Origin of the sequence: Pseudomonas sp. NyZ201, from assembly GCF_049860765.1 — a bacterium.
Lineage (GTDB): Bacteria > Pseudomonadota > Gammaproteobacteria > Pseudomonadales > Pseudomonadaceae > Aquipseudomonas > Aquipseudomonas bharatica.
The window spans coordinates 5,526,687-5,553,542 of the sequence record NZ_CP187557.1 but is presented as its reverse complement, the minus strand read 5'-3'; the positions used below and the strand labels follow the sequence as shown (position 1 = coordinate 5,553,542).

Here is a 26,856-nt window from a genome sequence, read left to right as displayed (position 1 = left end):
CGGATCGGGTCCGGTTATCTACCCGGCCGCGCAGTGTAGAGTTTAGGCACGATCCTGAGGTTCCGTAGTTAATTGCGAAATATTGCGTTCACATAGGCGCTGCGTCACGTTTTGGCCCCCTGTAGGCAATTGCGCCAAGAGCCTTGCAACCCGGGCGCGGGCAGCGCCAGAATGCCGGCATCTGCCCCGCCGAAGTAAGGAAGCCCGATGCCCGATCCTGTCGCTGCGAGCCTGCGTCTTGCGCCCGAAGCCCTGACCCGGCCGTTTTCCGCTGAACAGTTCGCTTTTTCCACAACCAATGATCTGGAGCCATTTCGCGGTGTGCTGGGCCAGGAACGCGCGGTAGAGGCGCTGCAGTTCGGTGTCGCCATGCCCCGCCCCGGATACAACGTTTTCGTCATGGGCGAACCGGGGACCGGTCGCTTCTCGTTCGTCAAACGCTACCTCAAGGCCGAAGGCAAGCGCCTGCAGACGCCTTCCGACTGGGTCTATGTCAACAATTTCGACGAGCCGCGCGAACCGCGCGCCGTCGAGCTGGCGCCCGGTAGTGCGACCACCTTCATCGCCGATATCGGCGCTTTGATCGACAACCTGGTGGTCACCTTCCCGGCAGTCTTCGAACACCCGTCCTACCAGCAGAAGAAGAGCGCCATCGACCGCGCCTTCAACCAGCGCTACGACCGCGCCCTCGATATCATCGAACGTGCCTCGCTGGAGAAGGACGTGGCGCTGTATCGCGACAGCAGCAACGTCGCCTTCACCCCGATGAGCGACGGCAAGGCACTGGACGAAGCGGAGTTCGCCCAGTTGCCGGAAGCCGAGCGCGAGCGCTTCCACAACGACATCGCCGAACTCGAGGAGCGGCTCAACGAAGAGCTGGCCAGCCTGCCGCAATGGAAGCGCGAGTCGAACAACCAGTTGCGCCAGCTCAACGAAGAAACCATCACCCTGGCCCTGCAGCCGCTGCTCGGCCCGTTGTCGGAAAAGTACTCGGAAAATGCCGAGGTCTGCGCTTACCTGCAGGCCATGCAGGTGCACCTGCTGCGTACCGTGGTCGAGCAACTGGTGGATGACAGCAAGGTCGATGCCGTGGCGCGCAAGATGCTCGAAGAGCAGTTGTCGCCGAGCCTGGTGGTCGGTCATTCGGTCAATGGCGGGGCGCCGGTGGTGTTCGAGCCGCATCCGACCTACGACAATCTGTTCGGTCGCATCGAATACAGCACCGACCAGGGCGCGCTGTACACCAACTACCGGCAGTTGCGCCCGGGTGCGCTGCACCGCGCCAATGGCGGCTTCCTGATTCTCGAAGCGGAGAAGATGCTCGGCGAGCCGTTCGTGTGGGATGCGCTCAAGCGTGCCCTGCAGTCGCGCAAGCTGAAGATGGAGTCGCCCCTGGGCGAACTGGGGCGCATCGCCACCGTGACCCTGACCCCACAGATGATCCCGTTGCAGGTCAAGGTCATCATCATTGGCGCGCGCCAGCTCTACTACGCGCTGCAGGACCATGATCCGGACTTCCAGGAGATGTTCCGCGTGCTGGTGGATTTCGATGAGGAAATCCCGATGCACGACGAAAGCCTGGAGCAGTTCGCCCAGTTGCTGAAGACCCGCACCAGCGAGGAAGGCATGGCGCCGCTGACTGCCGACGCGGTGGCGCGCCTGGCAACCTACAGCGCGCGCCTGGCGGAAAACCAGAAGCGTCTGTCGGCGCGCATCGGCGATCTGTTCCAGTTGGTCAGCGAGGCGGATTTCATCCGCCACCTGGCCAACGACGAGATGACCGATGTCGGCCATATCGAGCGCGCGCTCAAGGCCAAGGCCACCCGGACCGGGCGGGTCTCGGCGCGGATTCTCGACGACATGCTCGCCGGGATCATCCTGATCGACACCGAGGGTGCCGCCGTCGGCAAGTGCAACGGCCTGACAGTGCTGGAAGTGGGCGATTCGGCCTTCGGTGTGCCGGCGCGGATTTCCGCCACGGTGTACCCGGGGGGCAGCGGGATCGTCGATATCGAGCGCGAGGTCAACCTTGGCCAGCCGATCCACTCCAAGGGCGTGATGATCCTCACCGGCTACCTTGGCAGCCGCTACGCCCAGGAATTCCCGCTGGCGATTTCCGCGAGCATTGCCCTGGAGCAGTCCTACGGTTATGTGGATGGCGACAGCGCGTCCCTGGGCGAGGCCTGCACGCTGATCTCGGCGCTGTCGAAGACTCCGCTCAAGCAGTGCTTCGCCATCACCGGCTCGATCAACCAGTTCGGCGAAGTGCAGGCGGTGGGCGGGGTCAACGAGAAGATCGAGGGCTTCTTCCGCCTGTGCGAGGCCCGCGGCCTGACCGGGGAGCAGGGGGCGATCATCCCGAAAGCCAACGTCTCCACCCTGATGCTCGACGAGCGGGTGCTCCAGGCTGTGCGCGCCGGGCAGTTCCATGTCTATGCGGTCAGCCAGGCCGATGAAGCCCTGAGCCTGCTGGTGGGCGAGCCGGCCGGCGAGCCGGATGCCGACGGCCAGTTCCCTGAGGGCAGCGTCAATGCCCGGGTGGTAGAGCGCCTGCGGGTGATCGCCGAGATGATCAGCGAGGAGGAGTTCAAGGAGGCGGAAAAAGAGCAGGCCGAACAGGCACTTGCCGAAGTGAAGCCGGCCTGACGGGCCGGGCGCGGGCGCTGCGGTGACATGACCACTCGGCGCCCGTTGCCCGTGAGGCGCTTGTACTGGCCGGTTTTCTTCTATCCTTCAAAGCATGGATAGTCGTCGGTACAGGATGGAAACAGCCTTGTCGAAGGCTGAACGAGGTTCTACCGAGGGTCTTCGCCATGCCGCGCAGCCTCAGCCTTACCCGCCAATGCCTGGGTCTGGTGACCCGCATCGAATGCAGCATCCGTCCGCTGGCCGGTGACAACGGCATGTGGACCCTTCTCTTCGCCGCCGGCATGGCAGGCGAACAACCTTCCGCGATCAAGGCCCAAGGGCCCTTCCATGGGCCCTTCGTGGCCGAGTCGGTACTCAACGCCATCGTCGACAGCCTGACCCTGCACGGCTACCAGCTGGCCGATGACCCGCAGATCTGGAGCGTGCACCTGCAAGCCCAACTGCGCCGGGTCAACGGTCACGTCCATCACTGAGGGAGCCTGCGGCAGCGCGTCGCGGGCTTTTTCCTTCACGTCCGGCTGATATACTCCCGGCCGATTTTCCCCCGCCTTCAGGTGACTAGCTCAATGGAACGCTTTATCGAAAATGCGATGTACGCCTCGCGCTGGCTGCTCGCACCGATCTACTTTGGATTGTCGCTGGGCTTGCTGGCGCTGGCGCTCAAGTTCTTCCAGGAAATCTTCCACGTTCTGCCGAACGTCTTCTCCCTGGCTGAATCCGACCTGATCCTGGTGCTGCTGTCGCTGATCGACATGGCCCTGGTCGGTGGCCTGCTGGTGATGGTGATGATTTCCGGCTACGAGAACTTCGTTTCGCAACTGGACATCGACGAGGACAAGGAAAAGCTCAACTGGCTGGGCAAGATGGACTCCTCGTCGTTGAAAATGAAGGTAGCGGCGTCGATCGTGGCGATTTCCTCGATCCACTTGCTGCGGGTGTTCATGGATGCGCAGAACATCTCGTCGAACTACCTGATGTGGTACGTGATCATCCACATGACCTTCGTGGTGTCGGCCTTTGCCATGGGTTACCTGGACAAGGTCACCAAGCACTGAGCAAGGCGTCGCCTGCGTCACTGACCGCCCGTCCGTTGCAAAACGGACGGGCGGTTGCGTTTCGCTCTTGTGCTTTGCAATGGGCTGTACAAAAAATGAGCGGTCAACGTCGCGAGGTACGCCCATGAACCTGCACGAACTGAACACCCAGGCCCGAGCGGGCCGTATCGACGAGCTCAACCTGATCGCCATCGAAGGCGGCGACTATTTGCTGGAAGCGCGTTCCCATGGTCATGCCCACGCCCTTACCGACGCCCGTGGCGGGCGCCTGAAAGTGCATTCGCTGGAGCAGGCACACCTGCTGCTCGAAGGGTTGCCGCAGATGCCGATGCACCTGGTGCACTGGTCGGTGCAGGACGAAATGTGCGGGATGGCCAGCGTTGTCGAGGAAGACCTTAAAGTGCCGTTGTCCAGCCGTAGTGCCCGATAGCTGATTCGCTTCGCCGCAGTGTGCTAGGCTGCGAGCCCTTTTCATAAAGGGCGCGGTTGTCGTGCGCCCTGCTGCGGAGCAAGCCAATGTCCGAAATCAATCTGTCCACCGACGAAACCCGCGTCAGCTACGGCATCGGCCGTCAACTGGGTGGCCAACTGCGTGACAACCCGCCACCGGGTGTGAGCCTGGAAGCCATCCTGGCCGGCCTGACCGACGCTTTCAACGGTGCGGCCAGCCGCGTCAGCGAAGAAGACCTGTCGGCCAGCTTCAAGGTCATTCGTGAAGTCATGCAGGCCCAGCAGGCTGCCAAGGCCGAAGCCGCTGCAGCGGCCGGCAAGGAGTTCCTGGCCCAGAACGCCAAGCGCGAAGGCATCACCAGCCTGGCCTCCGGCCTGCAGTACGAAGTGCTGACCGCAGGCGAAGGCGCCAAGCCGACTCGCGAAGACAGCGTGCGCACCCACTACCACGGCACCCTGATCGACGGCACCGTGTTCGACAGCTCCTACGACCGTGGCCAGCCGGCCGAATTCCCGGTTGGCGGCGTGATCGCCGGCTGGACCGAAGCCCTGCAACTGATGAATGCCGGCAGCAAATGGCGCCTGTACGTACCGAGCGAGCTGGCCTACGGCGCCCAGGGCGTCGGCAGCATCCCGCCGCACAGCGTGCTGGTGTTCGACGTCGAGCTGCTGGACGTTCTGTAAGGCTTCTGGCCTCATCGCCGGCAACGCCGGCTCCCACAGGGTTTTGCACACCGCGAAACCTGTGGGAGCTGGCTTGCCAGCGATGAGGCCCTGAAGAACAACACAGGAATCAGCTAGAACCCCGCATGCGGGGTGTTCGGGCGCAAGGCCCGGGCATAGCAGAACAGGAACAGGTTCCTCACCAGTTCCTTGAGCACGATCGGCTCACTCGAATTCAATCCGTTCAGATCCAGGTCGCCCTGTTCACGCAGTTCGTCCAGTGCCGCTTCTTCGAGCACGGCACAGACTTCGCCGGTTTCACGGTGGAGGATGCGCAGGTAAGGGTGGGGACGGTCCAGCCAGGCGTCGATCAGATAAGTCATGGCTATTCTCCTTGAAAACTTCCAGTGAGAATAATTCTTATTATCGAAATAGCAAGTGGCAATTGGGAATAGTTTGCATTTTCTGCCGAAGTGCGCGCCCGTATGGCAGCGCGCACCTGGAATGAGGCGGGGTTCAGACCTTGCGGACGAACTCGGACTTCAGCTTCATCGGACCGATGCCGTCGATCTTGCAGTCGATATCGTGGTCGCCATCGCACAGGCGGATGTTCTTGACCTTGGTGCCGACCTTGACCACCAGGGAGGTGCCCTTGACCTTGAGGTCCTTGATCACGGTGATGGTGTCGCCGTCCTGCAGGACGTTGCCCACCGCGTCCTTCTTCACTACGTCATCGTTGGCCGCCTCGGCGTCGCCGCCGGCCGACCACTCGTGGGCGCACTCGGGGCAGATCAGCTGGGTGCCGTCTTCATAGGTGTATTCGGAGTTGCATTTGGGGCAGGGTGGCAAGGTGCTCACTAAGTTTCCTCGGGTCATGCGTGCAGAAAGCCCACATTGTATAGGGTTTTGCCCGGCAGAGGAAAAGCAGGCCCGTCGAGCGACGGGCCGGAGGGGTGTCAGTGGGTGCGGGCTACGGCGAATTCGCTGAGCTCGACCAGCGCATCGCGGTATTCGCTGGCCGGCAGCACTTCGAGGCAGGCGATGGCGCGGGCCACGTAGTCGCGGGCCATTTTCGCCGTGTAGTCCAGCGAACCCGAGGCTTCCACGGCTTCGCGGATGCGCTCCAGGTCCTCGATCCCGCCTTTCTGGATCGCCTGGCGAACCAGTGCGGCCTGTTCAGGGGTGCCTTCGCGCATGGTGTAGATCAGTGGCAAGGTCGGCTTGCCTTCGGCGAGGTCGTCGCCGACGTTCTTGCCCAGGGTCTGCGCGTCGCCCTTGTAGTCGAGCAGGTCGTCGACCAACTGGAAGGCCACGCCCAGGTGGTCGCCGAAGGTGCGCAGGGCCTCGCGCTGCTCTTCGCTGGCATTGGCCAGGGCGGCGGCGCTGTGGGTCGAGGCTTCGAACAGCATCGCGGTCTTGCCGCGAATCACATCCATGTAGATTTCTTCGGTGGTGCTGGCATCGCGCACCCGCGACAGTTGCAGCACCTCACCCTCGGCGATGACCCGGGTGGCCTTCGACAGGATCTGCATGACCGGCATCGAGCCGAGCTCGACCATCATTTCGAACGAGCGCGAATAAAGGAAGTCGCCCACCAGCACGCTCGGCGCATTGCCCCACAGGGCGTTGGCGGTGGAGCGGCCACGGCGCATGCCGGACATGTCGACCACGTCGTCGTGCAGCAGGGTGGCGGTGTGGAGGAATTCGATGGTGGCGGCGAGCAGGCGCAGGTCGTCGCCTTCACGGCCCAGGGCCTTGCCGCAGAGCAGTACCAGCAGCGGACGCAGGCGCTTGCCGCCGGCCGAGGTAATGTAGTCGCCGATTTTCGATACCAGCGGAACGCGCGAAGTCAGCTGTTTCTTGATGATCTCGTCAACGGCGCTGAAATCGTCCGCTACCGCGCGGTAGAAAGCTTGGGGTTGCATCGGCCACAGGTGCTCCATATAGGTTGCGCGGCATGCTAGGTTGCGGGTCCCGGCCTGTCAAGGCGCCCGGCCCGGCGGCCCCGGGCGCCACTTGCAAGGCCCGGCGGGCTTGCGTACAATCGCGCACCCTACTTCCTGGGCAGCACCTGCCTTACGCAATTGCACCGGGCCGTTCCAGCCTCGTGCAGCCATGCCAGCCAATACTCTTCCTATAAAGCGCTGGGTGAGCAGGATTATCGGAGAAATACCATGTCTTACGCAGTAATTGTTACCGGTGGCAAGCAGTACAAAGTCGCCGAAGGTGAATACCTGAAGATCGAAAAACTGGAAGTCGCTACCGGCGAATCCGTTACTTTCGACCGCGTTCTGCTGGTTGCCAATGGCGACGACGTGAACATCGGCGCTCCAGTCGTTGCTGGTGCAAAGGTTGTTGCTGAAGTGATCTCCCAAGGTCGTCACGACAAAGTGCGCATCATCAAGTTCCGCCGCCGTAAGCACCACATGAAGCGTATGGGCCACCGCCAGTGGTTCACCGAGATCAAAATCACCGGTATTCAGGCTTAATTCCAGCCTAATCCCCCTTCAGGAGAATTGAACTCATGGCACACAAAAAAGCTGGTGGTAGTACCCGTAACGGTCGCGACTCAGAAGCCAAACGCCTTGGCGTGAAGATGTATGGCGGCCAGGCTATCGTTCCAGGCAACATCATCGTCCGTCAGCGCGGCACCCAGTTCCACGCTGGCTACGGCGTTGGCATGGGCAAGGATCACACCTTGTTCGCCAAGATCGCTGGCAAGATCAAGTTCGAAGTAAAAGGCGCCTTCGGTCGTCGTTACGTGAGCGTTGTCGCCGAGTAATCGTGCGAACGCTGGGAAAGCCCTGTCTTGCGACGGGGCTTTTTCGTTTATGGAGTGAGTCTCTTGCAAAGCTGTCCGCATGGGCTGCCGGCGCTGTATTCGCTTGACGGGTTAGCCGCGCTCATTTTTGCAAGAGCCTTACGTATCTGGTCATTCAGCTCGTCGGTCTGACGAGAGGCGGTTTTTATGAAGTTTGTTGACGAAGTATCGATCCGGGTAAAGGCCGGTGATGGCGGGAACGGTTGCATGAGCTTCCGCCGCGAAAAGTTCATCGAGAACGGCGGCCCCAACGGCGGTGACGGTGGTGACGGCGGTTCGGTGTTCATGGTTGCCGACGAAAACCTCAACACCCTGGTCGACTATCGCTACACCCGTCACTTCGAGGCCCAGCGTGGCTCCAACGGCGGCAGCACCGACTGCACCGGCAAGAAAGGCGATGACCTGATCCTGCGCGTTCCGGTGGGTACCACCGTGATCGACGCCAGCACCCAGGAAATCATCGGCGACCTGGTCAAGCCAGGCCAGAAGCTGATGGTGGTGCAGGGCGGCTGGCACGGCCTGGGCAACACCCGTTTCAAATCCAGTACCAACCGTGCGCCACGCCAGACCACCCCGGGCAAGCCGGGCGAGCAGCGTGACCTCAAGCTGGAGATGAAGGTCCTCGCCGACGTCGGCCTGCTGGGCCTGCCGAACGCCGGCAAGAGCACCTTCATCCGTGCCGTCTCGGCCGCCAAGCCGAAGGTTGCCGACTACCCGTTCACCACCTTGGTGCCGAACCTGGGCGTGGTCAGCGTCGATCGCTGGAAGAGCTTCGTCATCGCCGACATCCCCGGCCTGATCGAAGGTGCTTCCGACGGCGCCGGCCTGGGCATCCGCTTCCTCAAGCACCTGGCGCGTACCCGCGTGCTGCTGCACCTGGTGGACCTTGCGCCGCTGGACGAAAGCAGCCCGGCCGATGCCGCCGAAGTCATCGTCAACGAGCTGGAGCGCTTCAGCCCGTCGCTGTGCGAGCGCGAGCGCTGGCTGGTGCTGAACAAGGCGGACATGATCCCGGAAGATGAGCGTGAAGCACGGGTCAAGGAAGTGGTCGATCGCCTGCAATGGGAAGGCCCGGTCTACCTGATCTCGGCCATCTCGCGCCAGGGTACCGAGCAGATCAGCCACGACCTGATGCGCTACCTGGAAGACCGTGCCGACCGCCTGGCCGCCGACCCGGCCTACGCCGCCGAGCTGGCCGACCTCGACCAGCGCATCGAAGACGAGGCCCGCGCCCAGCTGCAGGCCCTGGACGATGCACGCACCCTGCGCCGTACCGGCGTCAAGAGCGTCGACGATGTCAGCGACGACGATGACTTCTGGGACGACGAGGACGACGAGGACGGCCCGGAAATCATTTACGTGCGCGACTGATCCGTTGCAGTACACTGAACGCCGCTTTTTCAAGCGGCGTTTTGTTATCTACAGAATCTACAGAATCCACACAGATCGATAGGTTGGAAGAAGATGCGGAGCAAGGTGACAGGTGCCCAGCGCTGGGTCGTGAAGATTGGCAGTGCCCTGCTGACGGCGGATGGCAAGGGCCTGGATCGCGCGGCGATGGGTGTCTGGGTTGAACAGATGGTGGCCCTGCGCGAAGCGGGCGTCGAGTTGGTGCTGGTCTCCTCGGGAGCCGTGGCTGCCGGCATGAGCCGTCTGGGCTGGACCAAGCGACCGAGCGCGATGAACGAGCTGCAGGCCGCCGCCTCCATCGGCCAGATGGGCCTGGTGCAGGCCTGGGAGTCGAGCTTCGCCGAGCACGGCAAGCACACCGCGCAGATTCTCCTGACCCACGACGACCTTTCCGATCGCAAGCGTTACCTCAACGCCCGCAGCACCCTGCGCACCCTGGTGGAGCTGGGCGTGGTGCCGGTGATCAACGAGAACGACACGGTGGTCACCGACGAGATCCGCTTCGGCGACAACGACACCCTGGCGGCGCTGGTGGCCAACCTGGTCGAGGCCGACCTGCTGGTGATCCTCACCGACCGCGACGGCATGTTCGACGCCGACCCGCGCAACAACCCCGAGGCCCAGCTGATCTACGAAGCCCGCGCCGACGATCCGGCCCTGGACGCCGTGGCCGGCGGGACCGGCGGTGCCCTGGGCCGTGGCGGCATGCAGACCAAGCTGCGGGCCGCGCGCCTGGCGGCCCGGTCCGGTGCCCATACCATCATCATCGGCGGGCGCATCGAGCGCGTGCTGGATCGTCTCAAGGCCGGCGAGCGCATCGGCACCCTGCTGTCGCCGGAGCGCGGCATGCTGGCGGCGCGCAAGCAATGGCTGGCCGGCCATCTGCAGACCCGTGGCACCCTGGTGCTGGATGCCGGTGCCGTGCAGGCCCTGCGCCAGGCCAACAAGAGCCTGCTGCCGGTCGGCGTGAAGACCGTGCAGGGCAGCTTCCGTCGCGGCGAAATGGTGGTGTGCGTCGGGCCGGACGGCGCCGAGGTGGCTCGCGGCCTGGCCAACTACAGCGCTCTGGAAGCACAGAAAATCATCGGCCAACCGTCGGACGCCATCGAAGGCCTGCTGGGCTACAGTGCCGAGCCGGAGCTGGTGCACCGCGACAACCTGATCCTGGTCTGAGGAGTGAATTGCGTGTTCAAGGGACTGTTTGCCGCCGCCGTGCTGGCGTTGCCGCTGCTGGCATCGGCTGAAGAGATTGGCCAGGTATCCACGGTGTTCAAGTTCGTCGGGCCGAATGACCGGATCGTGGTCGAGGCGTTCGACGATCCCAAGGTGGAAGGCGTGACCTGCTACCTGTCGCGAGCCAAGACCGGTGGTCTGAAGGGCGGCCTGGGGTTGGCCGAGGACCGCGCCGAGGCTTCCATCGCCTGCCGCCAGGTCGGGCCGATCCAGTTCAAGGGCGAGCTCAAGGATGGCGAGGAAGTGTTCAAGGAACGCACCTCGCTGGTGTTCAAGACCATGCAGGTGGTGCGCTTCCTCGACAAGAAGCGCAACACCCTGGTGTACCTGGTGTACAGCGACCGGTTGATCGAGGGCAGCCCGCAGAATGCGGTGACGGCGATTCCGATCCTGCCCTGGGCCAGGTAGTCCCTGTCGAGCGCGGACCCTGTGGGAGCGGATTCACCCGCGATTGCGGTAGTGGATTCACCGCCGCAATCGCGGGTGAACCCGCTCCCACATTGACCGCGTACGCTCAGGCTGAAGTCTCTTCCGCCTCTTCCCGCACCACCGCCTTCTCCACATCCCGCCGGCTGATGTATTTCCAGTCCGCCTCGTCGATGTAGATCCCGTTCGGGCCGCTACCCCCTTCCAGGTCGATCGCCACCCGCGCCGACACCTGCGGCTTCACGCTCGCCAGGATCGGTACGAAGCCCAGTTGCAGGCTGGTTTCCAGCAATGCGGCCTGGTTGCGTTCGTCGATGTCCGCCGCTTCGTCGAGGTAGTAGGGCAGGCGCACGCGGCCGGCAAGGTCGCGGTCCATCAGGTGCAGCAACAGGTACATGTTGGTCAGCGCCTTGATGGTCATGGTGGTGCCGTTGGACGCCGCGCCATCGATATCGGTGTGGATCACCGGCTGGCCATTGACCTTGGTGATCTCGAAGGCCAGTTCGAACAGGTCCTTCAGGCCCAGCTGGTTGTGGTTCGCCGCAACGAGGCGGGCCAGGTACTCCTTGGCTTCCTCGTTCTTGTTGTCCTGCTCGGCGCTCTGGCTCAGGTCGAATACCGACAGGGTCTCGCCTTCCTCGTACTGGCCGGCGCTGTGGATGATCTGGTCGATGTGCTTGAGCGCTTCCTTGTTCGGCGCGAGGACGATGCGGAAGCTTTCCAGGTTGGACACCTGGCGCCGGTTGATCTCGCGGTTGAACAGGGCCAGCTGGTGTTCGAGGCTGTCGTAGTCGCTGCGGATGTTGCGCAGGGTCCGGGCGATATCGGTGACTGCCGCGCGACGCGCCTTGCCCAGGGTCAGGGCTTCGTCGGTGCGGTGCGCGTAGGCGTTGATCAACAGTTGCAGGCGGCGCTCCATGTCGTCTTCGCTGTCGAACTTGGCCACGCCCTTGAGGCGCACCTGGGCGTACAGGGCTTCGATCTGGTTGTCGATGCGCAGCAGGCCCTGCCAACTGTCCTGGTAGTCATTGAGCAGCGGCAGCAGGTTGTCCATGGAGTCGTCCACCGGCTCCATGAACGGCGTGCCGAACGGCAGGTCCGCCGGCAGCAGCTGGCGGCGGCGCAGGGCGTCGTCGAGGGTGCGCTGCTTGGCTTCCATATCGGCGATCTGCCGGCCCACCAGCTGCAACTTGGCGGAGAGCTGCTGGACGCGCTCGGTGAAGGCATCGCTGGAACGCTTGAGCTCGTCCTGGGCAGCTTCCAGTTGCGCCAGCTGTTCCAGCTTGTCGCCTTCCTCGGCGCTCAGGGTCTGGCTGCGGCGGAAGTCCTCGAGGGCCTTCTGCGCGTCCAGCACCTGCTGGTACAGGGCTTCGGTCTGGGTCTTGCTGGCGGCGCGGTCGGCGGCTACGGATTGTTGGGTCTTGAGCTGCTTGAGCTCCTTCTCCAGGCGCTCCTTCTGATCGCGCAGGGCGGCGCGATCGGCCAGGGCCTGCAGGGCCGGCGGCTCGATATGCGACAGGTCGACGGAGATCCCCGGCGCTTCGAAGCGCTCGCCCTTGAAGCCGTCGAGCAGGGCTTCGAGGGTCTTGATCCAGACGTCGCTCTCGTCCAGCTCGATGCCGCGCTCGCCCAGCGGCAGGCTGAACAGCGCGCCGTTGAACAGGCGCATCAGGCGCTCGACGTCCTGCTGCGAGAATTCCTCGCGCAGGCGGGCATAGCTGTTGTTGTCGGCGTGATCGAGTTGCTGCTTCACCGATTTCAGGCGCTTTTCCAGCTCGCGCAGGCGCTCGTCGAGGTCCTCGGCGCTGAACTGGCGGGATTGGGCCAGGGCACCGGCCAGCTCGTCATGGGCGTCCTTGGCGGCCAGCAACTGCTGCTCCAGGACCTTGACGTCATCGACCAGGGCGAAACGGTTCTTCAGCACCGACAATTCGCCGAGCCAGCGCTGGATACCGCTGATCTCGCGCTCCAGGCGCATCAGCTCCTGGGTACCGTTGCGCTGGTCGTTCTGCAGGGCGTCCTGCTCGTTGCGGTAGTGCTCGGCCTGGATGACCAGCTCTTCCTTGCGCGCGCTGGAGTAGTCCTGCCAGGTGCCCAGCAGCGAGTCGAGCAACGGCGACAGGCGATGCAGCTTGCCGCGCAGGATGTCGCGCTGGGCCACGCCGTTGGCCAGGGCTTCGACCAGCGGCCCGGCGGCGACCAGCGAGTTGTAGTCCTGCTCCATCCGCCGTACGTCGCGGAAGGCTTCGTCGCAGGCAGCGATGTAATCGACGCTGCCGGAGCGCAGGCTGTGCTCGAAGGCATCGAGGAACAGCTGCTTGAGCTTGGCCGCGGTGATCTCGCGCATGTGCAGCAGGTTGATGAACAGGGCGCGGAAGGTCTTCAGGCTCTGCTCGCTGGTGGAGCGCAGCGGGATCAGGGTCAGGTCCAGCGGGATCGAGGTGTGTCCGCCGACCAGCAGCCGGCGCAGTTCGTCAGGCTTGAGTTCGTAGGCCTTCAGGCCGTTGCGCTCGAGGTTGCTGAACAGTTCTTTCTGGCGCAGGCAGGTGTCGTTCTTCTGGTAGTGGCCCAGGTCCAGCTCGCCGGCATAGGCGAAGAACTGGTGGCCGAAGCCGCCGCCCGGGCCGCGCCCGACCACGCCGATCACATGTGGGCCGTGGGGCAGGTTGACTTCGCAGAGGATGTAGCTGGTGTCGCTGGCGAAGTAGAAGCGCCGCGACTGCTCCAGGCTGTACTTGCCGAAGCTCATGTCCGACATGCGCGCCAGGATCGGGAACTGCAGGGCGTTGATCGAGGCACTCTTGCCCAGGTTGTTGGCGCCATAGACCGACAGCGGATGCTCCAGCGGGAACAGGCCAAGGCTGTAGCCGGCGGTGTTGAGCAATGCGAAACGGCGGATGCCGTAGCGTTCCTGGCTCATGCGTCAATCTCCTGTTGCTCTTCGGCGATGGCCCGGGCCAGCGCTTCTTCTTCGCTTTCCTCGGCGAAGGGCGCGAGGTCCAGCGGGTCGTCGGTACGGTTGAGTTCTTCCGGGGTTTCCTCGACCACCAGCACCGGGGTCGGCAGCGGCAGGTTGCTGTGCAGGCTGGCGGCCAGGTCGCGGTCCTGCTGGACCGACAGGCAGACATCGAGGAAGCGGTGCATCGGCGGCAGGAAGCGGTAGATGCCGTTCTCCTCGAAGGCGAAGCCGAGCTGGGTCATGCGGCGCATGATCTTTTCCTCCAGCTCGTCCGGGGTCTGCACCTCGGCCTGGAGGAACAGGTCGCGGTACTTGTCGAGCATCGATGGCAGTTCGTCGCGGCCGAGGCTGCCGCCGTCGAGCACCGACATCGGGTCGCGGCCCTGGTCGGCAAGGTGCTCGACCAGGATGAAGGTGAACAGCGCCAGGCGTTGCGCGGTCTTGTTGACCTGGGCGGCAGCCTGCTCGGGGACGAAGTAGTAGAAGCCGCGGGTATCGCAGACCAGCTCGAAGCCCAGGGCCTTGAACAGGCCGCGGTACTGGTCCTGGAAGTTCGACAGCTGGGCGTACAGCTCGGGGTCGCGCCGGCTGATGTGGAAGCCCTTGAACAGCTCGCGGAAGATCGGTGCGAGCTGGGACAGTTCGGAAAGATCAAGATGCATGGGCAGGGCTCGCAGCAGGTTCGGGCGAAAGTTGGGGCGAGGTTTCGCGGCTGGAAGTCAGGGCGAAGGAGCGCAGGCTGACCAGGTGTTCGCGGGTGGTGTATTCGCGGCGGTCGAGGCGTTCACGGGTGAAGCGTTTTTCCCGCGAGAGTCGCGAGAACCAGTACAGCAATTCGTCGGTGGCGCCTTCCGGCTCCTGCTCCAGCAGCCAGACCATCAGGTCCGGCAAGGGCAGGGCGTCCTCGCAGCGCTCGAGCATTTCCTTGACCGTGCGCGGCGCACGCGGCGGCTCGCCCTTCTGGGTCTTGTGCGCCTTGGGGAAGCGCGCAGGCTTGGGCTCGAAGCGGGCCAGGGCATAGACGTAGGCCTCGACCTGGCTGGCGCTGCCGAGGAAGGTGCTCTGCGGCCGGGTGAACAGCGGCATGGCAGCCTGCGGCACGGCGTCGATGCCCTTGCGCCGGATCACCGACAGGGCCAGCGCGGCGCCGCGGGTCACGGCGTTGTGCCGACGCGCTTCTTCACGCAGGGGCAGGAGCAGCTCGCGGGCGTGGCGCAGGGTCAGCTGGGCGCTGGTCTGCATTTCGAGGATGCGCGCGTGGGTACGCAGGAGCATGTCGTCATCGACCAGGTGACCGAGCCGGGCCTGTTCGCCAAGCAGGCGCAGCAGCACCGTCTCGACCTTGCGCACGCCTTGCTCGAAGGCGCCGTCGGCGTTGACCAACTGGATCATCGGTTCGACGTACTCGTCCCAGGTCGCCAGGACCTCGGCATAGCGCTGGCGCAGGGGGATCTGCCGGTCGCTGGTCTTGGCCCGCTCGGCCACGGCGACCAGCGCCTGTTCGTCGTTGTCGAGCTTCTTCAGCACATCGCGCACGCGCATGTCGAGCAGGCGCAACTGGCGCGCCAGGTCGTGGCCGTCGCGAATGTCGAAGGCGTCCTGGATATGCCCGGCCAGGCGCTCCAGGTGGCGCAGGTAGGCCTCGATCTCCAGGCACAGGCCGAGGCGGTGCTCGCGGCGCAGGTAGGCGAGGAAATCGTGGATCTGCGCGTTCAGCTCGAAGCGGTTGGGGCTTTTCGCCACCGGAACCAGGATGTCCAGGCGGATCCACACGTCGAGCAGGGCGGTGATGTCCTGTGGCGTGCTTTCCAGCTGCTGGGCGGCCAGTTGCTGGCGCAATTCGCCCAGGCTCAGGGTGCCGCCGTCAAAACGCTCCGACAAAGGTTCCAGCAGGTTCCAGTGTTCGGCCAGGGCGCGCAGGACGCGTTTGGGTTCGATCATTGGCGGGTCGACTCGCTGCCAAATAAAACGCCGGATTGTACTGCATTGAACCGCAATGGTTTCACCCTTGATCGATTCGGCGGTTGTCCGGCGGATTTGTGCGATCGACAGCGGCGCGACCAGCGCAACGGCGTTAGAATGTGCGCCCTGACTTATCCACAGATGGCCGAACTTCCTTGCTGACCGAGTCCCGCCGCCGCGCCTACCTCAACGCCATGCAAGTGGTGCACTGGCTGCCGCGTACCGAACTGCCGTTCGCCGCGCCGTCGCGGCCCGAGCTGTTGCTGCCGCTGGAGCCGGTGCCGGAAGCGCTGCCGGTGGAAATGCCGAAGCAGGCCGCACCGGCTGCCGTGCAGCCGACGGTGAAACCAGCGGAACGGCCGAAGATCGAGATTCCGCGTCCGGGCGCCACGGCCAAGGCCGTTGGCAAACCGGTGGAAAGCGAGGAAGAGAAACCGGCCCCGGCCAAGGTGGTCGCAGCGCCGCCCCCGCGTTTTTCCCTGCAACTGCTGCGCGCCGGCAATTGCCTGCTGCTGGTGGAACTGGCCACCGGGCAGCCGTTCCAGAGCCGCGATCCTTCCTACCTGTTGCTCAAGGACATGCTGCGTGCCGCCGGTCTGCCGGACAGCCCGCAGATCCTTGGCGAGCCGATCCGCTGGCCGCTGCTGGCCCGCGGCAGCCTCGACCAGGGCCCGGACGCCGCCCGCGACTTCGTCCACGGTTTCACCCAGGTGCAACTGGAGCGCGAGCCTGCGGCCTGCCTGTGGCTGGTCGGCCTGCCCGCTATCCGCCATGCCGGCGAGCGCGACGAGTCTGTGTATTACCAGGAGTTTCCGGTCGAGGGCCTGGGCACCGCCTGGGCGTTGCCCGGCCTTGAAGTGTTGATGGACGAGCCGCAGCGCAAGGCGGACGTCTGGAAAGCCATGCGCCGGCTGATGGCGCGCTGGAAAACGAGCAATGAGTGACACCCTCAGCTTCCGCCGGATGACCGAGGCGGACCTGGATGCCGTACTGAAGATCGAATACGCCGCCTTCAGCCACCCGTGGACCCGGGGGATCTTCCTCGACGGCCTGAAGAGCTATGAAATCTGGCTGATGTTCGAAGGTGAGCAGCAGGTCGGGCACGGTGTGATCAACGTAATCATCGACGAAGCCCACCTGCTTAATATCACCGTGAAGCCCGAGAGCCAGGGCCGCGGCCTCGGCTTGCGCCTGCTCGAACACCTGATGAAGCGTGCCTATGAACTCAATGGCCGCGAATGCTTCCTCGAAGTGCGTGCCAGCAACCAGTCGGCCTATCGCCTGTACGAGCGCTACGGTTTCAACGAAGTCGGGCGCCGCCGCGATTACTACCCGGCCCCGGGCGGTCGCGAGGATGCCCTGGTGATGGCCTGCACCCTGATCGAATAAAAACGGCAGCGAGACCTGCGCGGGTCGCTGCCTGTCACAACAGCGCATCAATCCATGAGGCCTGACCATGCACGACCTGCAGGAACTGATCGACAACAACGCGCGCTGGGCCGACGGCATCAAGCAGAAGGACCCGGACTTCTTCGCCAAGCTGGCCCGCCAGCAGACCCCTGAATTCCTCTGGATCGGCTGCTCGGATGCACGGGTTCCGGCCAACGAGATCGTCGGCATGCTGCCGGGCGACCTGTTCGTCCATCGCAATGTCGCCAACGTGGTGCTGCACACCGACCTGAACTGCCTGTCGGTGATCCAGTACGCGGTGGATGTGCTCAAGGTCCGCCATATCCTGGTGACCGGTCACTATGGCTGTGGCGGCGTGCGCGCCTCGATGCAGGACCGCCAGTTCGGCCTGATCGACGGTTGGCTGCGTTCGATCCGCGACCTGTACTACGAGCACCGGGTGGAGCTGGGCAAGCTGCCGACCGAGGAGGCGCGGGTAGACCGCCTGTGCGAGCTCAACGTCATCCAGCAGGTCGCCAACGTGGGGCATACCACCATCGTCCAGAATGCCTGGCATCGCGGCCAGGAGCTGTCGGTGCATGGCTGCATCTATGGCATCCAGGATGGTCGCTGGAAAAGCCTGGACGTGACCATCAGCGGGCTGGAGCAGTTGCCGCCGCAGTACCGGTTGCGCCCGCAGGAGTAAGTGTTGCCTGTGCTGGCCTCATCGCTGGCAACGCCAGCTCCCACAAGGTTCGGCGTTCTACACGGTCCTTGTGGGAGCCGGCGTTGCCGGCGATGAGGCCAGCAGCGCCTCAGCTATCTCATATCTCTGCGGCAGGCTTCTGCAGCTCCCGAAGTTCCCGCGTCACCGATCCCGTATTGCACTTCGCACTGGCCTGCTCCGGCGTCATGTTGCGAATCGTCCGATAGAACAGTTCACAGGTCTGCTTCTTCGCCGTCACTTGCCATTTCTGCGTGCAGGCGTTGAGCGTCAGTTGCGGGTCGGCGCTTGGGTTGCGTCCCATTCCGGCTTGCCAGCAGGCGGCGCTGAGGTCCTGGCCCATCATTTTCAGGCCCGCCGCATCGGCCTTGTCCTGGTCGCCGCCATTGTTGTCCTTGTCTGCCGCATACCAGATCGCGCTCGGGTGGTTGGAGCCCAGTACCGGTACCTTCTGCCCGGCATTCGGGCTGATGACGGCCAGCCCCAGCACCTTGAGGTCGGCGCCGTACTGCTGCTTGATCCAGCTGCGCACCGGCGCGCCGAAGGCCACCATCGGCAGCGACTGGCCTTTCGAGGTCAGGGTAACGTCCTTGACCATGCGCACCTGGTAGTCCTGGAAGTAGCCGTAGGTGCCTTCAAGCGTCGAGCCCGCGCTGGCCGGTGCGGCGATCGGCGCGATATCGACGATGGTCTGGTAGGCCGGGGTCTGCTCGGCGGGGATGCCGTTGAAGGTCAGCAGGCTGGCCCAGCGGTCGGTGGTGTTGGAGCGCAGGTAGTCCTGGGCCTGGGTCAGCGAATAATCCGGCGGGAAGTGCAGCAGCTCGATGCTGCGGCGGTTTTCCAGGGCCATGCCCAGGGGCAGGAACAGGTACCAGTCGTACGCCCACTTGCCATCGCTGTTGAGTTTTTTCGCACCGTTGTAGGCCAGTTCGCCGGCATCGAGCAGGGCATCCAGGGGCTTGTGGTATTCGCCGGGAACGCCGGCGATATCGGCGTAGTACCTGTCGTTGTCACGGCGGACCGTCACGGTCGCGGCCGGGTAGCCGTCGCGCTGTACGCTCTGCTTCAGGTAGTGCTCGACGGTCTGTTCCAGCGTCCAGTCGCGGAAACAGATCACGCTGCAATTGTTGGGGTAGGCGAACAGCCGGGTGACCCGGGCCTGGTCGCCCAAATCGATGCGGGCATCGGCGACGGACTGTCCGGCAATGCCGAGGGCGAGCAGGCCCAGGGCGATCGGTGCGATCTTCATGCTTAACTCCTTGTCAGATGGCTCCCTGCGCAGGGGAGGCTCGCCATACTGGAGGACATGCCATGGTCGTGGGAAGAGGGGCGGTGGCGCTGGTGACCCTGTTGATGCTTGGCGTCGTCCGTGCGGACGAGCGGGATCCATGGATGTTCGCCCAGTGGACCGGCGATCACGCCACCCGCGGCTTTCGCGAGATGCTGGTGGATGCGCGGCTGTATGGCGTGGTGCCGCTGTATCAGTTGCTGAGGTCGGCGAGTGACTGGCGCAAATGCCGGGGCCAGCCGTTCGCCGTGCCGCCGCAGGCGCAGTGGGCGGATGTACGCAGTACCTTGCGCTTGCTCGATCTATTGCAGGATGAGCGGGTTCTCGGGGCGTTCGAGGTGGTGTCCGGGTATCGGGATCCTGCGCTCAACCGCTGTGCCGGCGGTGCTGCAGGCAGTGCCCATATGCGCGCCTTCGCGATGGATCTGTTGCTGGCGAACAGCGGCGATGCACAGGCGCTGTGCCATTTCTGGCAACACTACGGCAAGGCCTGGAACATGGGGCTGGGGCGGTATCCGACCGGGAGGATCCATATCGATACCGCCGGTTATCGCACCTGGGGAATGGAACCCGGTTGCAACTGACTCACATAACCCTGTGGGAGGTGGCAAGCCAGCTCTCATAGAAAAAACATAACTTTTTGATTTACAAGGACCCTGTGGGAGCGGGTTTACCCGCGATTGCGGTAGCGAATTCACTACCGCAATCGCGGGTAAACCCGCTCCCACAGGGTACGCGTCGTGCTTGCTAGCGAGGCTTGGCCTGCTCCATCACCCACTCGGTGAAGCGCTGAACCTTCTCGGTCTCCGCCAGCACTTGCGGGCACAACAGCACATACGCCGACCCATCCGGTACAAACCCATGAGGTGCCACCAACTGCCCGCTGGCCAGTTCATCGCCCACCATCAACCGCGATGCCATCGCCACTCCGAGCCCCGCTACCGCCGCCTGGATGCACAGGTAGAAATGTTCGTAATCCGCCCGCTCGGTACCACGCCCGGTCTTCCTGTTCAGTCGCAGCCAGGTCGCCCAGGCCCCCGGCCGCGTGGCGCTATGCAGCAGGCGCTGACCGGCAAAGCCCCTGGCCGGCAACGCCAGGTTGGGGCTGGCCACCGGCCCGACCCACTCATCGCAGATCTTCTGCACATGCAGGCCGTCCTCCCACTGAAAATCATCCCGCCGCAGCGCCAGATCGACCCCGCTGCGGACGAAATCCACCGGCCCTCCGGCGGTCATCAGGTGCACCTGGATATCCGCATGCCGCGCCTGGAAATCCGCCAGCCGCGGGATCAGCCATTTCATCGCCAGGGTCGGCTCGCAGGACAGCACCAGCACGTTTTCCCGCGAGTGTTGCTGCAAGCGCGAAACCGTGCCTTCCAGTTGTTCGAAGATCGATTGGGTGGTGCCCAGCAAGGTGCGCCCGGCGGCTGTCAGGAAGATCGCGCGGTTGCGCCGCTCGAACAGTTCCACCCCGAGCGACGCCTCGAGCAGGCGCACCTGGCGGCTGACAGCGCCATGGGTGACGTGCAGCAATTCGGCGGCACGGACGAAGCTTTCGGTGCGGGCGGCCATGTCGAAATAGCGCAAGGCGGTGAGTGCGGGCAGTTTCATATCGGTGAGGAAAACTAGCGGATTTGTCGCACTATAAATCGCTTTTTCCAGGCCAGTAAGGCTTTCGATAATGGCAAATACCTAACCCATCTGCGTTATTTCATCGCTTATCGAAAACAGGGAAAGCCCGCGTGAACGAACTTATCGCCGTCGCTTTATTCACCGTGCTGGCCGTTATCAGCCCCGGCCCGGACTTTGCCATGGTCACCCGCGCCAGCTACGCCTTCGGGCGACGCAACGGACTGTTCGCCGCCCTGGGCATCGCCTGTGGCGTGCAGGTGCATGTGCTCTATACCGTGCTCGGCGTTTCCCTGCTGGTGCAGCATTCGCCGACGCTGTTCCTGGTGATGAAGGTGCTGGGTGCCGGATACCTGATCTACCTCGGCTACAGTTCGTTGACCAACACCAGTCGGCTGTCGCTGGAAGGGGAAAGTGGGCGCAAGGCCGGAGGCGCTTTCCTCTCGGGGTTCCTCACCAACGCTCTCAACCCCAAGACCCTGCTGTTCGTGGTCAGCGCCTACACCCAGGTGGTCGGGCCGGACAGCTCGCTGGCCCGGCAATTCGCCTACGGGCTGTTCATGTCCCTGGCCCACTGGCTCTGGTTCAGCCTGGTCGCACTGTGCTTCTCCAGCACCTCGTTGCGGCGCCTGATGATCGACCGCCAGCGCCTGGTGGACCGGGTGATCGGCATGGCCCTGCTGGGGCTCGGCGTGACCGTCCTGTTCGCCAGTGTGCGCTAGCGTGGCTGGTCGGGGCTCAGGTCGGCGGCCATTGCGGACGCAGCCTGCTCTGTGCCAACCGCAAACCACTCCGGCCACGAGCTACGCTGCCGTCCCTCTATCTCCACGCACGGAATCAACCGCTGCGTCAGCACCGTCGTCTGCCCCACCGACTTTGCCGTGCGGTACTTGATGCTGTGGATGCACTCGCGGTCGCCGAACTCGCAGCGGTTCAGCCGGGTGCCGCCGCAGGGGCCGTTGGCCAAACCCTTGGGGCAGGTTTCCGGGCAGATATAGAGCGTGTCTTCGAGGCGGCAACTGCCGCAGGTGTCGCAGCCCACCAGCGGGCGTTTCACGCCGCGTTCGAGGCGGTGCAGCCAGCGCTGTCCGGCCTGCGTAGACCACAGGGGCCGGCGCACCGTCCAAGCGAAAGCCCGGCTCAGCAGCGTCGTGCGGTTGAACAGGGTCGAGTGGAGCGTAGAGAGCAGGTGATACCGCAGCTTTTCCTTCGGTGTAGCGCTTACCCTTGACTCCCCGGCTTTCCAGTCCGACTCCGGCGGATTGAAGGTCACCGCGGGCACGCCCGGCATTTCCCAGCTTCGGGCCCAGGCCAGGGCCCATTCTTCATCGGTGCGGATCTTTTCCCGCCAGGCGTCCAGCGCCTGTTCGAGCGCCAGCAATTGCGCGATGTCATGCACGCCGGACAGGTTGATCCCGGCATAGCCCATCCGTTGCAGGCCGATGATCTGCAAGGCCAGGCGATCGACACTGCGTGCCTGGGCATGGGCTTTCGAAACCGCCTCTTCCGCCGCCACCAGTGCCAGCATCGACGGCGAGACGGTCACGCCTGCCACATGCTCGAGCATTTTCGCCCGGCCATGGGTCAGGCCCATGATGCAGGCGAGCATCGGGCGCGGCGTTGGCTGGCGCTGCATCCAGTCCATGGCATCGCGGTACCTGGCCATGTCGAAACCCAGTTGCAGGATCAGGAAGTCGGCACCGGCGGCCAGTTTTTTCTGTGCCTTGAAGTACTGGGCGCCGCCTTCTTCCTCGCAATACTTGAACGGATTGAGCGCGGCGCCGAGCAGCCAGTCCGGACGGGCGCGGCGGACGATGCCGAGGGCTGCCACCGACTCCAGGTAACGTACCGGCCGCTGGCCCGGTTCATGGCCGTGCAGGCGGTCGCCGGTGAGCAGCAGAAGCTGGTCGAGCCCCAGCCGGTCCATGCGCTCGAGTTGTGCCAGCAGGTCCTGGCGTTCGCGGTCCTTGCCGGAAAAATGCGGCATCACTGGCACGGGCGTGGAGAGGGCGGCGAAGGTATCCAGGGGCGACAGGTCGAGGTTGCTGCCTACCCGGTCGGCGATCCCGGCGAGCATCGGCCAGCCGCACAGGTGGCCGCGCTGCATCAATTGCTCGAAGGCGGCGAAACGTTGTGGCTTGGGGACGAACTCCATCACGCAGACGAACTGACGGTCGCGGAGCGCCTGTTTCAACGAATTCATAAGCTGCGCCATGGGGTCAGGACATGACGGTGCATTGTGGGCCAGTGCATCGAGAGACCCTTGTCCGGGAGCGCAGGAAAATGTCGTGAAAAAGACAGGGCGCGTCCCTGACAGGGAAAAGCCCGAACGACAGACACGAAAAAGCCCGCGCTAGGCGGGCTTCTTCGTTTGCCATCGAATCCGGAGACTCTCTGGCGGGGTATGGTGGCTACACAGGGACTTGAACCCCGGACCCCAGCATTATGAATGCTATGCTCTAACCAACTGAGCTATGTAGCCAAGTGGCGCGCATTATTCGCTCGAAACGGGTATCTGTCAACACTCTTTTTCAAAAAATTTTACGCGCATTCAACCGCTTAGCCGGATTCACCGGCCAGACGGCCCGCACAGGGCAGTTCCGCCAGGTCACGCCGGATTTGCCCGCAAGGGCTTCGATCCAGTAACGTGGCGTTTTGCAATTGCCTGGTCGTTCGTCGAAGTCGCCTTCCATGCCCAACGCTTCCGTACCCGAGCCGCTCCCCGAGGAACAGGAAGTCCTTCGTCTGCGGGAAATCATCGCGCACAACTCCGACTGGCTCTGGGAAGTCGATAGCCAGGGGCGCTACACCTTTTGCTCCGAGCACAGCCGGCAGATGCTCGGTTACGCGCCGAGCGAGGTGCTGGGCAAGACACCCTTCGATTTCATGCCGGCCGAAGAGGCGGCGCGGGTCGGTGCGATCTTCGCCGGCATCGTCGCCGAGCAGCGGCCGTTCGCCGGCCTGATCAATCGCAACCTGCGTGCCGATGGCCGTCTTGTAGTGCTGGAGACCAGCGGGGTTCCGCTGTTCGATGAGCAGGGCAGCTTGATCGGCTATCGTGGCATCGACCGCGACGTGACACCGGCCATCGGTCCCCTGGACCGCCGCGAAGTACAGCTCGAAGCCTTGTACGCCGCCGCCTCGGTGGCGCTTGGGCTGGTGGACCGGCAAGGGATACTGGTCAATGTCAACCATGCCCTGGGCCAGTTGCTCGGTGGTGATGCGACGCAACTGGTGGGACAGCCCCTGCTGATGCCGCAGCTCGATCTGGCGCAGTGCCTGGCCGAGCTGGAGCTGGGCCGGTCCGTTGCCGACTGCGAGCTGGACTGGCGCGAGCGCACCTACCTGCTGAGTATCGGCGCGGTCCGGGACCTGGACCAGCAGATCCTCGGCATGACCCTGGCCTTCAGCGACATCACCGAGCAACGCCTGATGCGCGAAGCCCTGGCGCAAAGCAACGCGCAACTGGCCGAGGCCAATGCGCGCCTGCAGGCCCTGGCGAGCGAAGACTTTCTCACCGGCCTGCCTAACCGCCGTCGCTTCGACGAAGCCCTATTGCAGGAGAAGGCCCGCGCGCGCCGCGAAGGCCGGCCGCTGTCGCTGCTGATGGTGGACGTGGACCACTTCAAGGTGTTCAACGATCACTATGGGCACCAGGCTGGAGACGAATGCCTGCGACGTATCGCCGTGCTCCTTGGCCAGTCCTTGCAAAGGCCGGGCGACCAGGTCTGCCGCTATGGCGGCGAAGAATTCGCGGTGATCCTGCCGGACACCGACGTCCATGGCGCTCGCAGCGTTGCCCGGGATCTTTGTCGGCAGGTCTTCGACGCCCATCTGGAACATCTGGCGAGTCCGCTGCAGCGGGTGACCCTCAGCATCGGCAGTGCCAGCCACGACCCTGACCACCCCGATAACAGCGTCGCCCTCGGCGCCTTGTTGCGCGTGGCCGACCTTGCGCTGTACCGGGCCAAGCAGGGCGGACGCAACCGGCTGGTGCAAGGCGGGCAGGAAGAGCCCGCTGCGCCTCACTGAGTCATCGGTACCGGGCAGTCCACGTTGGGAGATACCAGCAACTCGCTGGCCAGTGGCGAGCGGGAAATGCTCAGGAAGGCGTCCACCCCCAAGCGCACCCAGGCCGCCGTCGTTGGACGCACCCACAGCAGGCAAGAGCCGTTACGGGCGCTGAAGCGGTCGCCCAGGGTGCCTTCGAGCATCAGGCGGCCGTCGGCCTCCAGCTCCAACGACAAATGGGTCACATCGCGGGCGACATCAGCAGCGATACGCTGGATCCCAGCGTCGCCGAAGGTCTCGTCCAGCGCACCACTCTTCAGATGGCGAGCCAGCATGAAGGCCCCGGCGTCGCGGTCGATGCCGGCCATGAGGATCCTGCCGTCGGGCAGCAGCACCGACTGCTCCCAGTAGGTGGTGGACGGCAGCGGCAGGGAGTCGGCGGAAGCGAACGCGGCTTGGTTGTTGTAGTGGGTTGCCATGGTCGTGCCTGCGGAACTTGGGGGACGGAGCCTGTTTTTTAAGCCTTGGAGTGATGGCCGTCTACTGGCAAAAATGTCAGGTGCCGACGGTTATCGAGCGCTGTAAGCGGAGTGATCGATAACGGGCGACTTCCCTCCGTCAGCCCAGATACCGGGCAAGGAACAGGTGGTTGAACGGCAAGTCGGTGATGCGTCTACCGGATGCCAGGATCTTGCCATCGCCCTGGATTTCAACGCCCTCGCAGGTTTCCTGTCCACCCAGATCGCTTATGACCTGGCCGTTGATACCGAAGCTCATGTCCATCATGCCGTTGGGTTCCATGCGCATCAGAATCACGTCGATCGGGTCGGTGGTGTAGCCTGCTGTCACGATCCTGCCGTCGGGCAGAAAATCGACGCCGGTACTCTGCGTTTCGTGGCCCTGGAAGACCATGATCTTCGGTTCGCCGTTGTTGAACGTGCCGTCCAGACTGCCATCGGGATTCAATCGGGTGGTCAGCGTGTGATTGCCGAAGCCGACGTTGGCCATGCCGACCCCGACGATCCTGCCGTCCGTTTGCACTTTCACCTGAAGGATTTCCGCCTGGCCCGGGGGAAGGGGCAAAAGCACCTGGCCGTTTTCCCCAAAGGCGAGATCAGGGCTGCCATCGGCGTGATACTGGCGGAACTCGGCCTTGCCCAGGTCATCGGAGCGGCCGGCCAGCAGGTAGCCGCCATCCGCGGACACTGCCAGGTGACGCAATGGATGGTTGCTGGCCTCGACGTAGCCCATGCCGTTATCGCCGAAGGTGGTGTCCACGACCCCGTTATCCAGGCGTACCAGGTAGCTGCCGTGAAATGCAGGAGCAGTAGTTCTGTGCGAGATCACACACGCCATGATCTTGCCGTCGTTCAGCAACTCCAGCGCGGTGATGATGGCGCTTTGGTCGCCAAAATCGAGGATGCAGAACCCGTCCACGCCAAATGCGCTGTCCAGTTCTCCGTTGGGTAATAACCGGAATACGAACGACTTCTCCTTATCCATGGCCCGTAATGCGCCATACACAAGGGCGCTATCGTCGGGCAGTACCAGGAGCTCGACCAGATTGGCCGTGTTCGGGGCCGGACCCTCCGGTAGCTGGATGTGGACAAGGCCCGATGGGCCGTATGAAACATCAAGGTCGCCGGTCCACAGATGGCGCGCCATGGTGATCATCGGGGTCACGGTGTCGGAGCACGCTAAGAATTCTGCGGTCACCGAGGAGTTTCGATTTGCCGCTACGCATGGCTGGCGGAAAGGGGGCCCTGCCCGAAAATCCGAAATCGACATCGAGATCGCCGGGGTTTCTGGTGGTTTGCGGAGCGTTCATCAGCAGTTCTCGTAAAGATGGGTTGAGATCAATTTTCTAAGCCCGCAAGCCAACCCCATCTACTGGCAGAAATATCAGGTCCCCCGAAGTTGCCGGTGTGGGGCGAGGGCGATTGACGGGTATGTCAGCCATGGCCTAGAGTGCCGACCCTCTTTTCCGTCCTTGCTGTTGCCGAACATGAACGCCGTTGTCCGTCCTTTCACTGCCAGGCTGCCCCTTTTCCGGGCCCTTCGCCGTGCCTGGCCGCAGGACACCGTGCTCAAGCGCCGGCGCAGCGTGCTGTTCGCCTTCACCTTCTCGCCACACCGCCGCTTCGCCTGACCTCTGCGAGCCTTTCGGGCTCGTTCGTCTTCTTTCGA

General features: G+C 63.8%; 29 protein-coding genes and 1 tRNA gene. 17 read left to right on the top strand and 13 right to left on the bottom strand.

The window, feature by feature from the left end; translation table 11 throughout:
• Positions 1–207 precede the first annotated feature (207 nt).
• The 5 genes from ACPFMA_RS25045 (at position 208) to ACPFMA_RS25025 (ending at position 4,838) form a co-directional block, all read left to right on the top strand.
• Complete coding sequence (locus ACPFMA_RS25045; protein WP_420057584.1) at positions 208–2,646, top strand: Lon protease family protein; 2,439 nt, start codon at positions 208–210, stop codon at positions 2,644–2,646.
• 167 nt (positions 2,647–2,813) lie between these two features.
• Positions 2,814–3,122: a hypothetical protein gene (locus ACPFMA_RS25040; protein WP_009398983.1), complete on the top strand. Its 309-nt coding sequence runs from the start codon at positions 2,814–2,816 to the stop codon at positions 3,120–3,122.
• 93 nt (positions 3,123–3,215) lie between these two features.
• Positions 3,216–3,704 (top strand): TIGR00645 family protein, encoded by a 489-nt coding sequence (locus tag ACPFMA_RS25035; protein ID WP_009398984.1) that lies wholly within the window; start codon positions 3,216–3,218, stop codon positions 3,702–3,704.
• Positions 3,705–3,828: 124 nt separating this feature from the next.
• Positions 3,829–4,134 (top strand): DUF6482 family protein, encoded by a 306-nt coding sequence (locus ACPFMA_RS25030; protein WP_064304845.1) that lies wholly within the window; start codon positions 3,829–3,831, stop codon positions 4,132–4,134.
• 86 nt (positions 4,135–4,220) lie between these two features.
• Complete coding sequence (locus ACPFMA_RS25025) at positions 4,221–4,838, top strand: FKBP-type peptidyl-prolyl cis-trans isomerase (RefSeq protein WP_009398986.1); 618 nt, start codon at positions 4,221–4,223, stop codon at positions 4,836–4,838.
• 113 nt (positions 4,839–4,951) lie between these two features.
• On the opposite strand, the gene ACPFMA_RS25020 is transcribed toward ACPFMA_RS25025, so the two are convergent.
• The 3 genes from ACPFMA_RS25020 to ACPFMA_RS25010 all read right to left on the bottom strand — a co-directional run bounded on the left by ACPFMA_RS25020 (position 4,952) and on the right by ACPFMA_RS25010 (position 6,742).
• Positions 4,952–5,200, bottom strand: a complete 249-nt coding sequence (locus tag ACPFMA_RS25020) for a hypothetical protein (protein WP_009398987.1) — start codon at positions 5,198–5,200, stop codon at positions 4,952–4,954.
• Positions 5,201–5,333: 133 nt separating this feature from the next.
• A complete protein-coding gene (locus ACPFMA_RS25015; protein WP_064304826.1) occupies positions 5,334–5,675 on the bottom strand; it encodes a zinc ribbon domain-containing protein YjdM in 342 nt (113 codons plus the stop codon).
• Between the two features lie 98 nt (positions 5,676–5,773).
• A complete protein-coding gene (locus ACPFMA_RS25010; protein ID WP_075801499.1) occupies positions 5,774–6,742 on the bottom strand; it encodes a polyprenyl synthetase family protein in 969 nt (322 codons plus the stop codon).
• 249 nt (positions 6,743–6,991) lie between these two features.
• Here ACPFMA_RS25010 and rplU point away from each other — a divergent pair, with 249 nt between their 5' ends.
• The 5 genes from rplU to ACPFMA_RS24985 all read left to right on the top strand — a co-directional run bounded on the left by rplU (position 6,992) and on the right by ACPFMA_RS24985 (position 10,689).
• Positions 6,992–7,306, top strand: coding sequence for a 50S ribosomal protein L21 (gene rplU, locus ACPFMA_RS25005; RefSeq protein WP_009398990.1), 315 nt, complete (start codon positions 6,992–6,994; stop codon positions 7,304–7,306).
• 35 nt (positions 7,307–7,341) lie between these two features.
• Positions 7,342–7,599, top strand: coding sequence for a 50S ribosomal protein L27 (gene rpmA, locus ACPFMA_RS25000; protein WP_009398991.1), 258 nt, complete (start codon positions 7,342–7,344; stop codon positions 7,597–7,599).
• Between the two features lie 186 nt (positions 7,600–7,785).
• Complete coding sequence (gene cgtA / locus ACPFMA_RS24995; protein ID WP_064304825.1) at positions 7,786–9,009, top strand: Obg family GTPase CgtA; 1,224 nt, start codon at positions 7,786–7,788, stop codon at positions 9,007–9,009.
• 93 nt (positions 9,010–9,102) lie between these two features.
• Positions 9,103–10,221, top strand: a complete 1,119-nt coding sequence (gene proB / locus ACPFMA_RS24990; RefSeq protein WP_009398993.1) for a glutamate 5-kinase — start codon at positions 9,103–9,105, stop codon at positions 10,219–10,221.
• 12 nt (positions 10,222–10,233) lie between these two features.
• Positions 10,234–10,689: a CreA family protein gene (locus tag ACPFMA_RS24985; protein ID WP_064304824.1), complete on the top strand. Its 456-nt coding sequence runs from the start codon at positions 10,234–10,236 to the stop codon at positions 10,687–10,689.
• Between the two features lie 106 nt (positions 10,690–10,795).
• On the opposite strand, the gene mksF is transcribed toward ACPFMA_RS24985, so the two are convergent.
• Genes mksF through mksB form a run of 3 tightly spaced genes read right to left on the bottom strand, consistent with a single transcriptional unit; the run spans position 10,796 to position 15,607 of the window.
• Entirely contained in the window at positions 10,796–13,627 is a 2,832-nt protein-coding gene (gene mksF, locus ACPFMA_RS24980) for an Mks condensin complex protein MksF (RefSeq protein ID WP_064304823.1), read from the bottom strand.
• Positions 13,624–14,328, bottom strand: a complete 705-nt coding sequence (gene mksE / locus ACPFMA_RS24975; protein ID WP_009398996.1) for an Mks condensin complex protein MksE — start codon at positions 14,326–14,328, stop codon at positions 13,624–13,626. Before mksE ends, mksF begins: the two co-directional genes overlap by 4 nt.
• A complete protein-coding gene (gene mksB / locus ACPFMA_RS24970) occupies positions 14,318–15,607 on the bottom strand; it encodes an Mks condensin complex protein MksB (RefSeq protein WP_279897882.1) in 1,290 nt (429 codons plus the stop codon). Before mksB ends, mksE begins: the two co-directional genes overlap by 11 nt.
• Positions 15,608–15,783: 176 nt before the next feature.
• On the opposite strand from mksB, the gene ACPFMA_RS24965 reads away from it, so the two are divergent.
• The 3 genes from ACPFMA_RS24965 (at position 15,784) to can (ending at position 17,723) form a co-directional block, all read left to right on the top strand.
• The gene (locus tag ACPFMA_RS24965) at positions 15,784–16,572 is read left to right on the top strand and encodes an energy transducer TonB (RefSeq protein WP_420057587.1); all 789 of its coding nucleotides are present in this window, start codon (positions 15,784–15,786) and stop codon (positions 16,570–16,572) included.
• Positions 16,565–17,017: a ribosomal protein S18-alanine N-acetyltransferase gene (rimI, locus tag ACPFMA_RS24960; RefSeq protein ID WP_420057589.1), complete on the top strand. Its 453-nt coding sequence runs from the start codon at positions 16,565–16,567 to the stop codon at positions 17,015–17,017. The genes ACPFMA_RS24965 and rimI overlap by 8 nt, the downstream gene beginning before the upstream one ends.
• Positions 17,018–17,084: 67 nt before the next feature.
• Complete coding sequence (gene can / locus ACPFMA_RS24955; protein WP_064304819.1) at positions 17,085–17,723, top strand: carbonate dehydratase; 639 nt, start codon at positions 17,085–17,087, stop codon at positions 17,721–17,723.
• 118 nt (positions 17,724–17,841) lie between these two features.
• On the opposite strand, the gene ACPFMA_RS24950 is transcribed toward can, so the two are convergent.
• The gene (locus ACPFMA_RS24950; protein ID WP_420057591.1) at positions 17,842–18,990 is read right to left on the bottom strand and encodes a hypothetical protein; all 1,149 of its coding nucleotides are present in this window, start codon (positions 18,988–18,990) and stop codon (positions 17,842–17,844) included.
• 62 nt (positions 18,991–19,052) lie between these two features.
• On the opposite strand from ACPFMA_RS24950, the gene ACPFMA_RS24945 reads away from it, so the two are divergent.
• Positions 19,053–19,613 carry a D-Ala-D-Ala carboxypeptidase family metallohydrolase gene (locus ACPFMA_RS24945; protein WP_425928962.1) on the top strand — a complete coding sequence of 187 codons (561 nt, stop codon included), beginning with the start codon at positions 19,053–19,055 and terminating at the stop codon, positions 19,611–19,613.
• 163 nt (positions 19,614–19,776) lie between these two features.
• Here ACPFMA_RS24945 and ACPFMA_RS24940 read toward each other — a convergent pair whose 3' ends face one another.
• Positions 19,777–20,640, bottom strand: coding sequence for a LysR substrate-binding domain-containing protein (locus ACPFMA_RS24940; protein WP_420057593.1), 864 nt, complete (start codon positions 20,638–20,640; stop codon positions 19,777–19,779).
• Between the two features lie 131 nt (positions 20,641–20,771).
• Here ACPFMA_RS24940 and ACPFMA_RS24935 point away from each other — a divergent pair, with 131 nt between their 5' ends.
• The gene (locus ACPFMA_RS24935; protein WP_420057594.1) at positions 20,772–21,380 is read left to right on the top strand and encodes a LysE family translocator; all 609 of its coding nucleotides are present in this window, start codon (positions 20,772–20,774) and stop codon (positions 21,378–21,380) included.
• Here ACPFMA_RS24935 and ACPFMA_RS24930 read toward each other — a convergent pair.
• The 3 genes from ACPFMA_RS24930 to ACPFMA_RS24920 form a co-directional block, all read right to left on the bottom strand.
• Positions 21,377–22,861 carry a methylenetetrahydrofolate reductase C-terminal domain-containing protein gene (locus ACPFMA_RS24930; protein WP_425928961.1) on the bottom strand — a complete coding sequence of 495 codons (1,485 nt, stop codon included), beginning with the start codon at positions 22,859–22,861 and terminating at the stop codon, positions 21,377–21,379. The genes ACPFMA_RS24935 and ACPFMA_RS24930 overlap by 4 nt on opposite strands.
• 202 nt (positions 22,862–23,063) lie before the next feature.
• Positions 23,064–23,140: transfer RNA gene (locus tag ACPFMA_RS24925), tRNA-Met, on the bottom strand.
• Positions 23,141–23,189: 49 nt separating this feature from the next.
• Entirely contained in the window at positions 23,190–23,351 is a 162-nt protein-coding gene (locus tag ACPFMA_RS24920; protein ID WP_158467821.1) for a hypothetical protein, read from the bottom strand.
• On the opposite strand from ACPFMA_RS24920, the gene ACPFMA_RS24915 reads away from it, so the two are divergent.
• Positions 23,350–24,690 carry a sensor domain-containing diguanylate cyclase gene (locus ACPFMA_RS24915; RefSeq protein ID WP_064304793.1) on the top strand — a complete coding sequence of 447 codons (1,341 nt, stop codon included), beginning with the start codon at positions 23,350–23,352 and terminating at the stop codon, positions 24,688–24,690. The two genes, ACPFMA_RS24920 and ACPFMA_RS24915, sit on opposite strands and share 2 nt — an antisense overlap.
• Here the strand turns inward: ACPFMA_RS24915 and ACPFMA_RS24910 are convergent.
• Together ACPFMA_RS24910 and ACPFMA_RS24905 are read right to left on the bottom strand one after the other, a co-directional pair.
• Positions 24,684–25,148, bottom strand: coding sequence for a hypothetical protein (locus ACPFMA_RS24910; protein WP_425928960.1), 465 nt, complete (start codon positions 25,146–25,148; stop codon positions 24,684–24,686). The two genes, ACPFMA_RS24915 and ACPFMA_RS24910, sit on opposite strands and share 7 nt — an antisense overlap.
• A gap of 139 nt (positions 25,149–25,287) precedes the next feature.
• Positions 25,288–26,385 carry a hypothetical protein gene (locus tag ACPFMA_RS24905; protein ID WP_425928959.1) on the bottom strand — a complete coding sequence of 366 codons (1,098 nt, stop codon included), beginning with the start codon at positions 26,383–26,385 and terminating at the stop codon, positions 25,288–25,290.
• A gap of 289 nt (positions 26,386–26,674) precedes the next feature.
• Between ACPFMA_RS24905 and ACPFMA_RS24900 the strand changes: the two genes are divergently transcribed.
• A complete protein-coding gene (locus tag ACPFMA_RS24900) occupies positions 26,675–26,818 on the top strand; it encodes a hypothetical protein (protein ID WP_167654068.1) in 144 nt (47 codons plus the stop codon).
• The last annotated feature ends 38 nt before the right edge of the window (positions 26,819–26,856 follow it).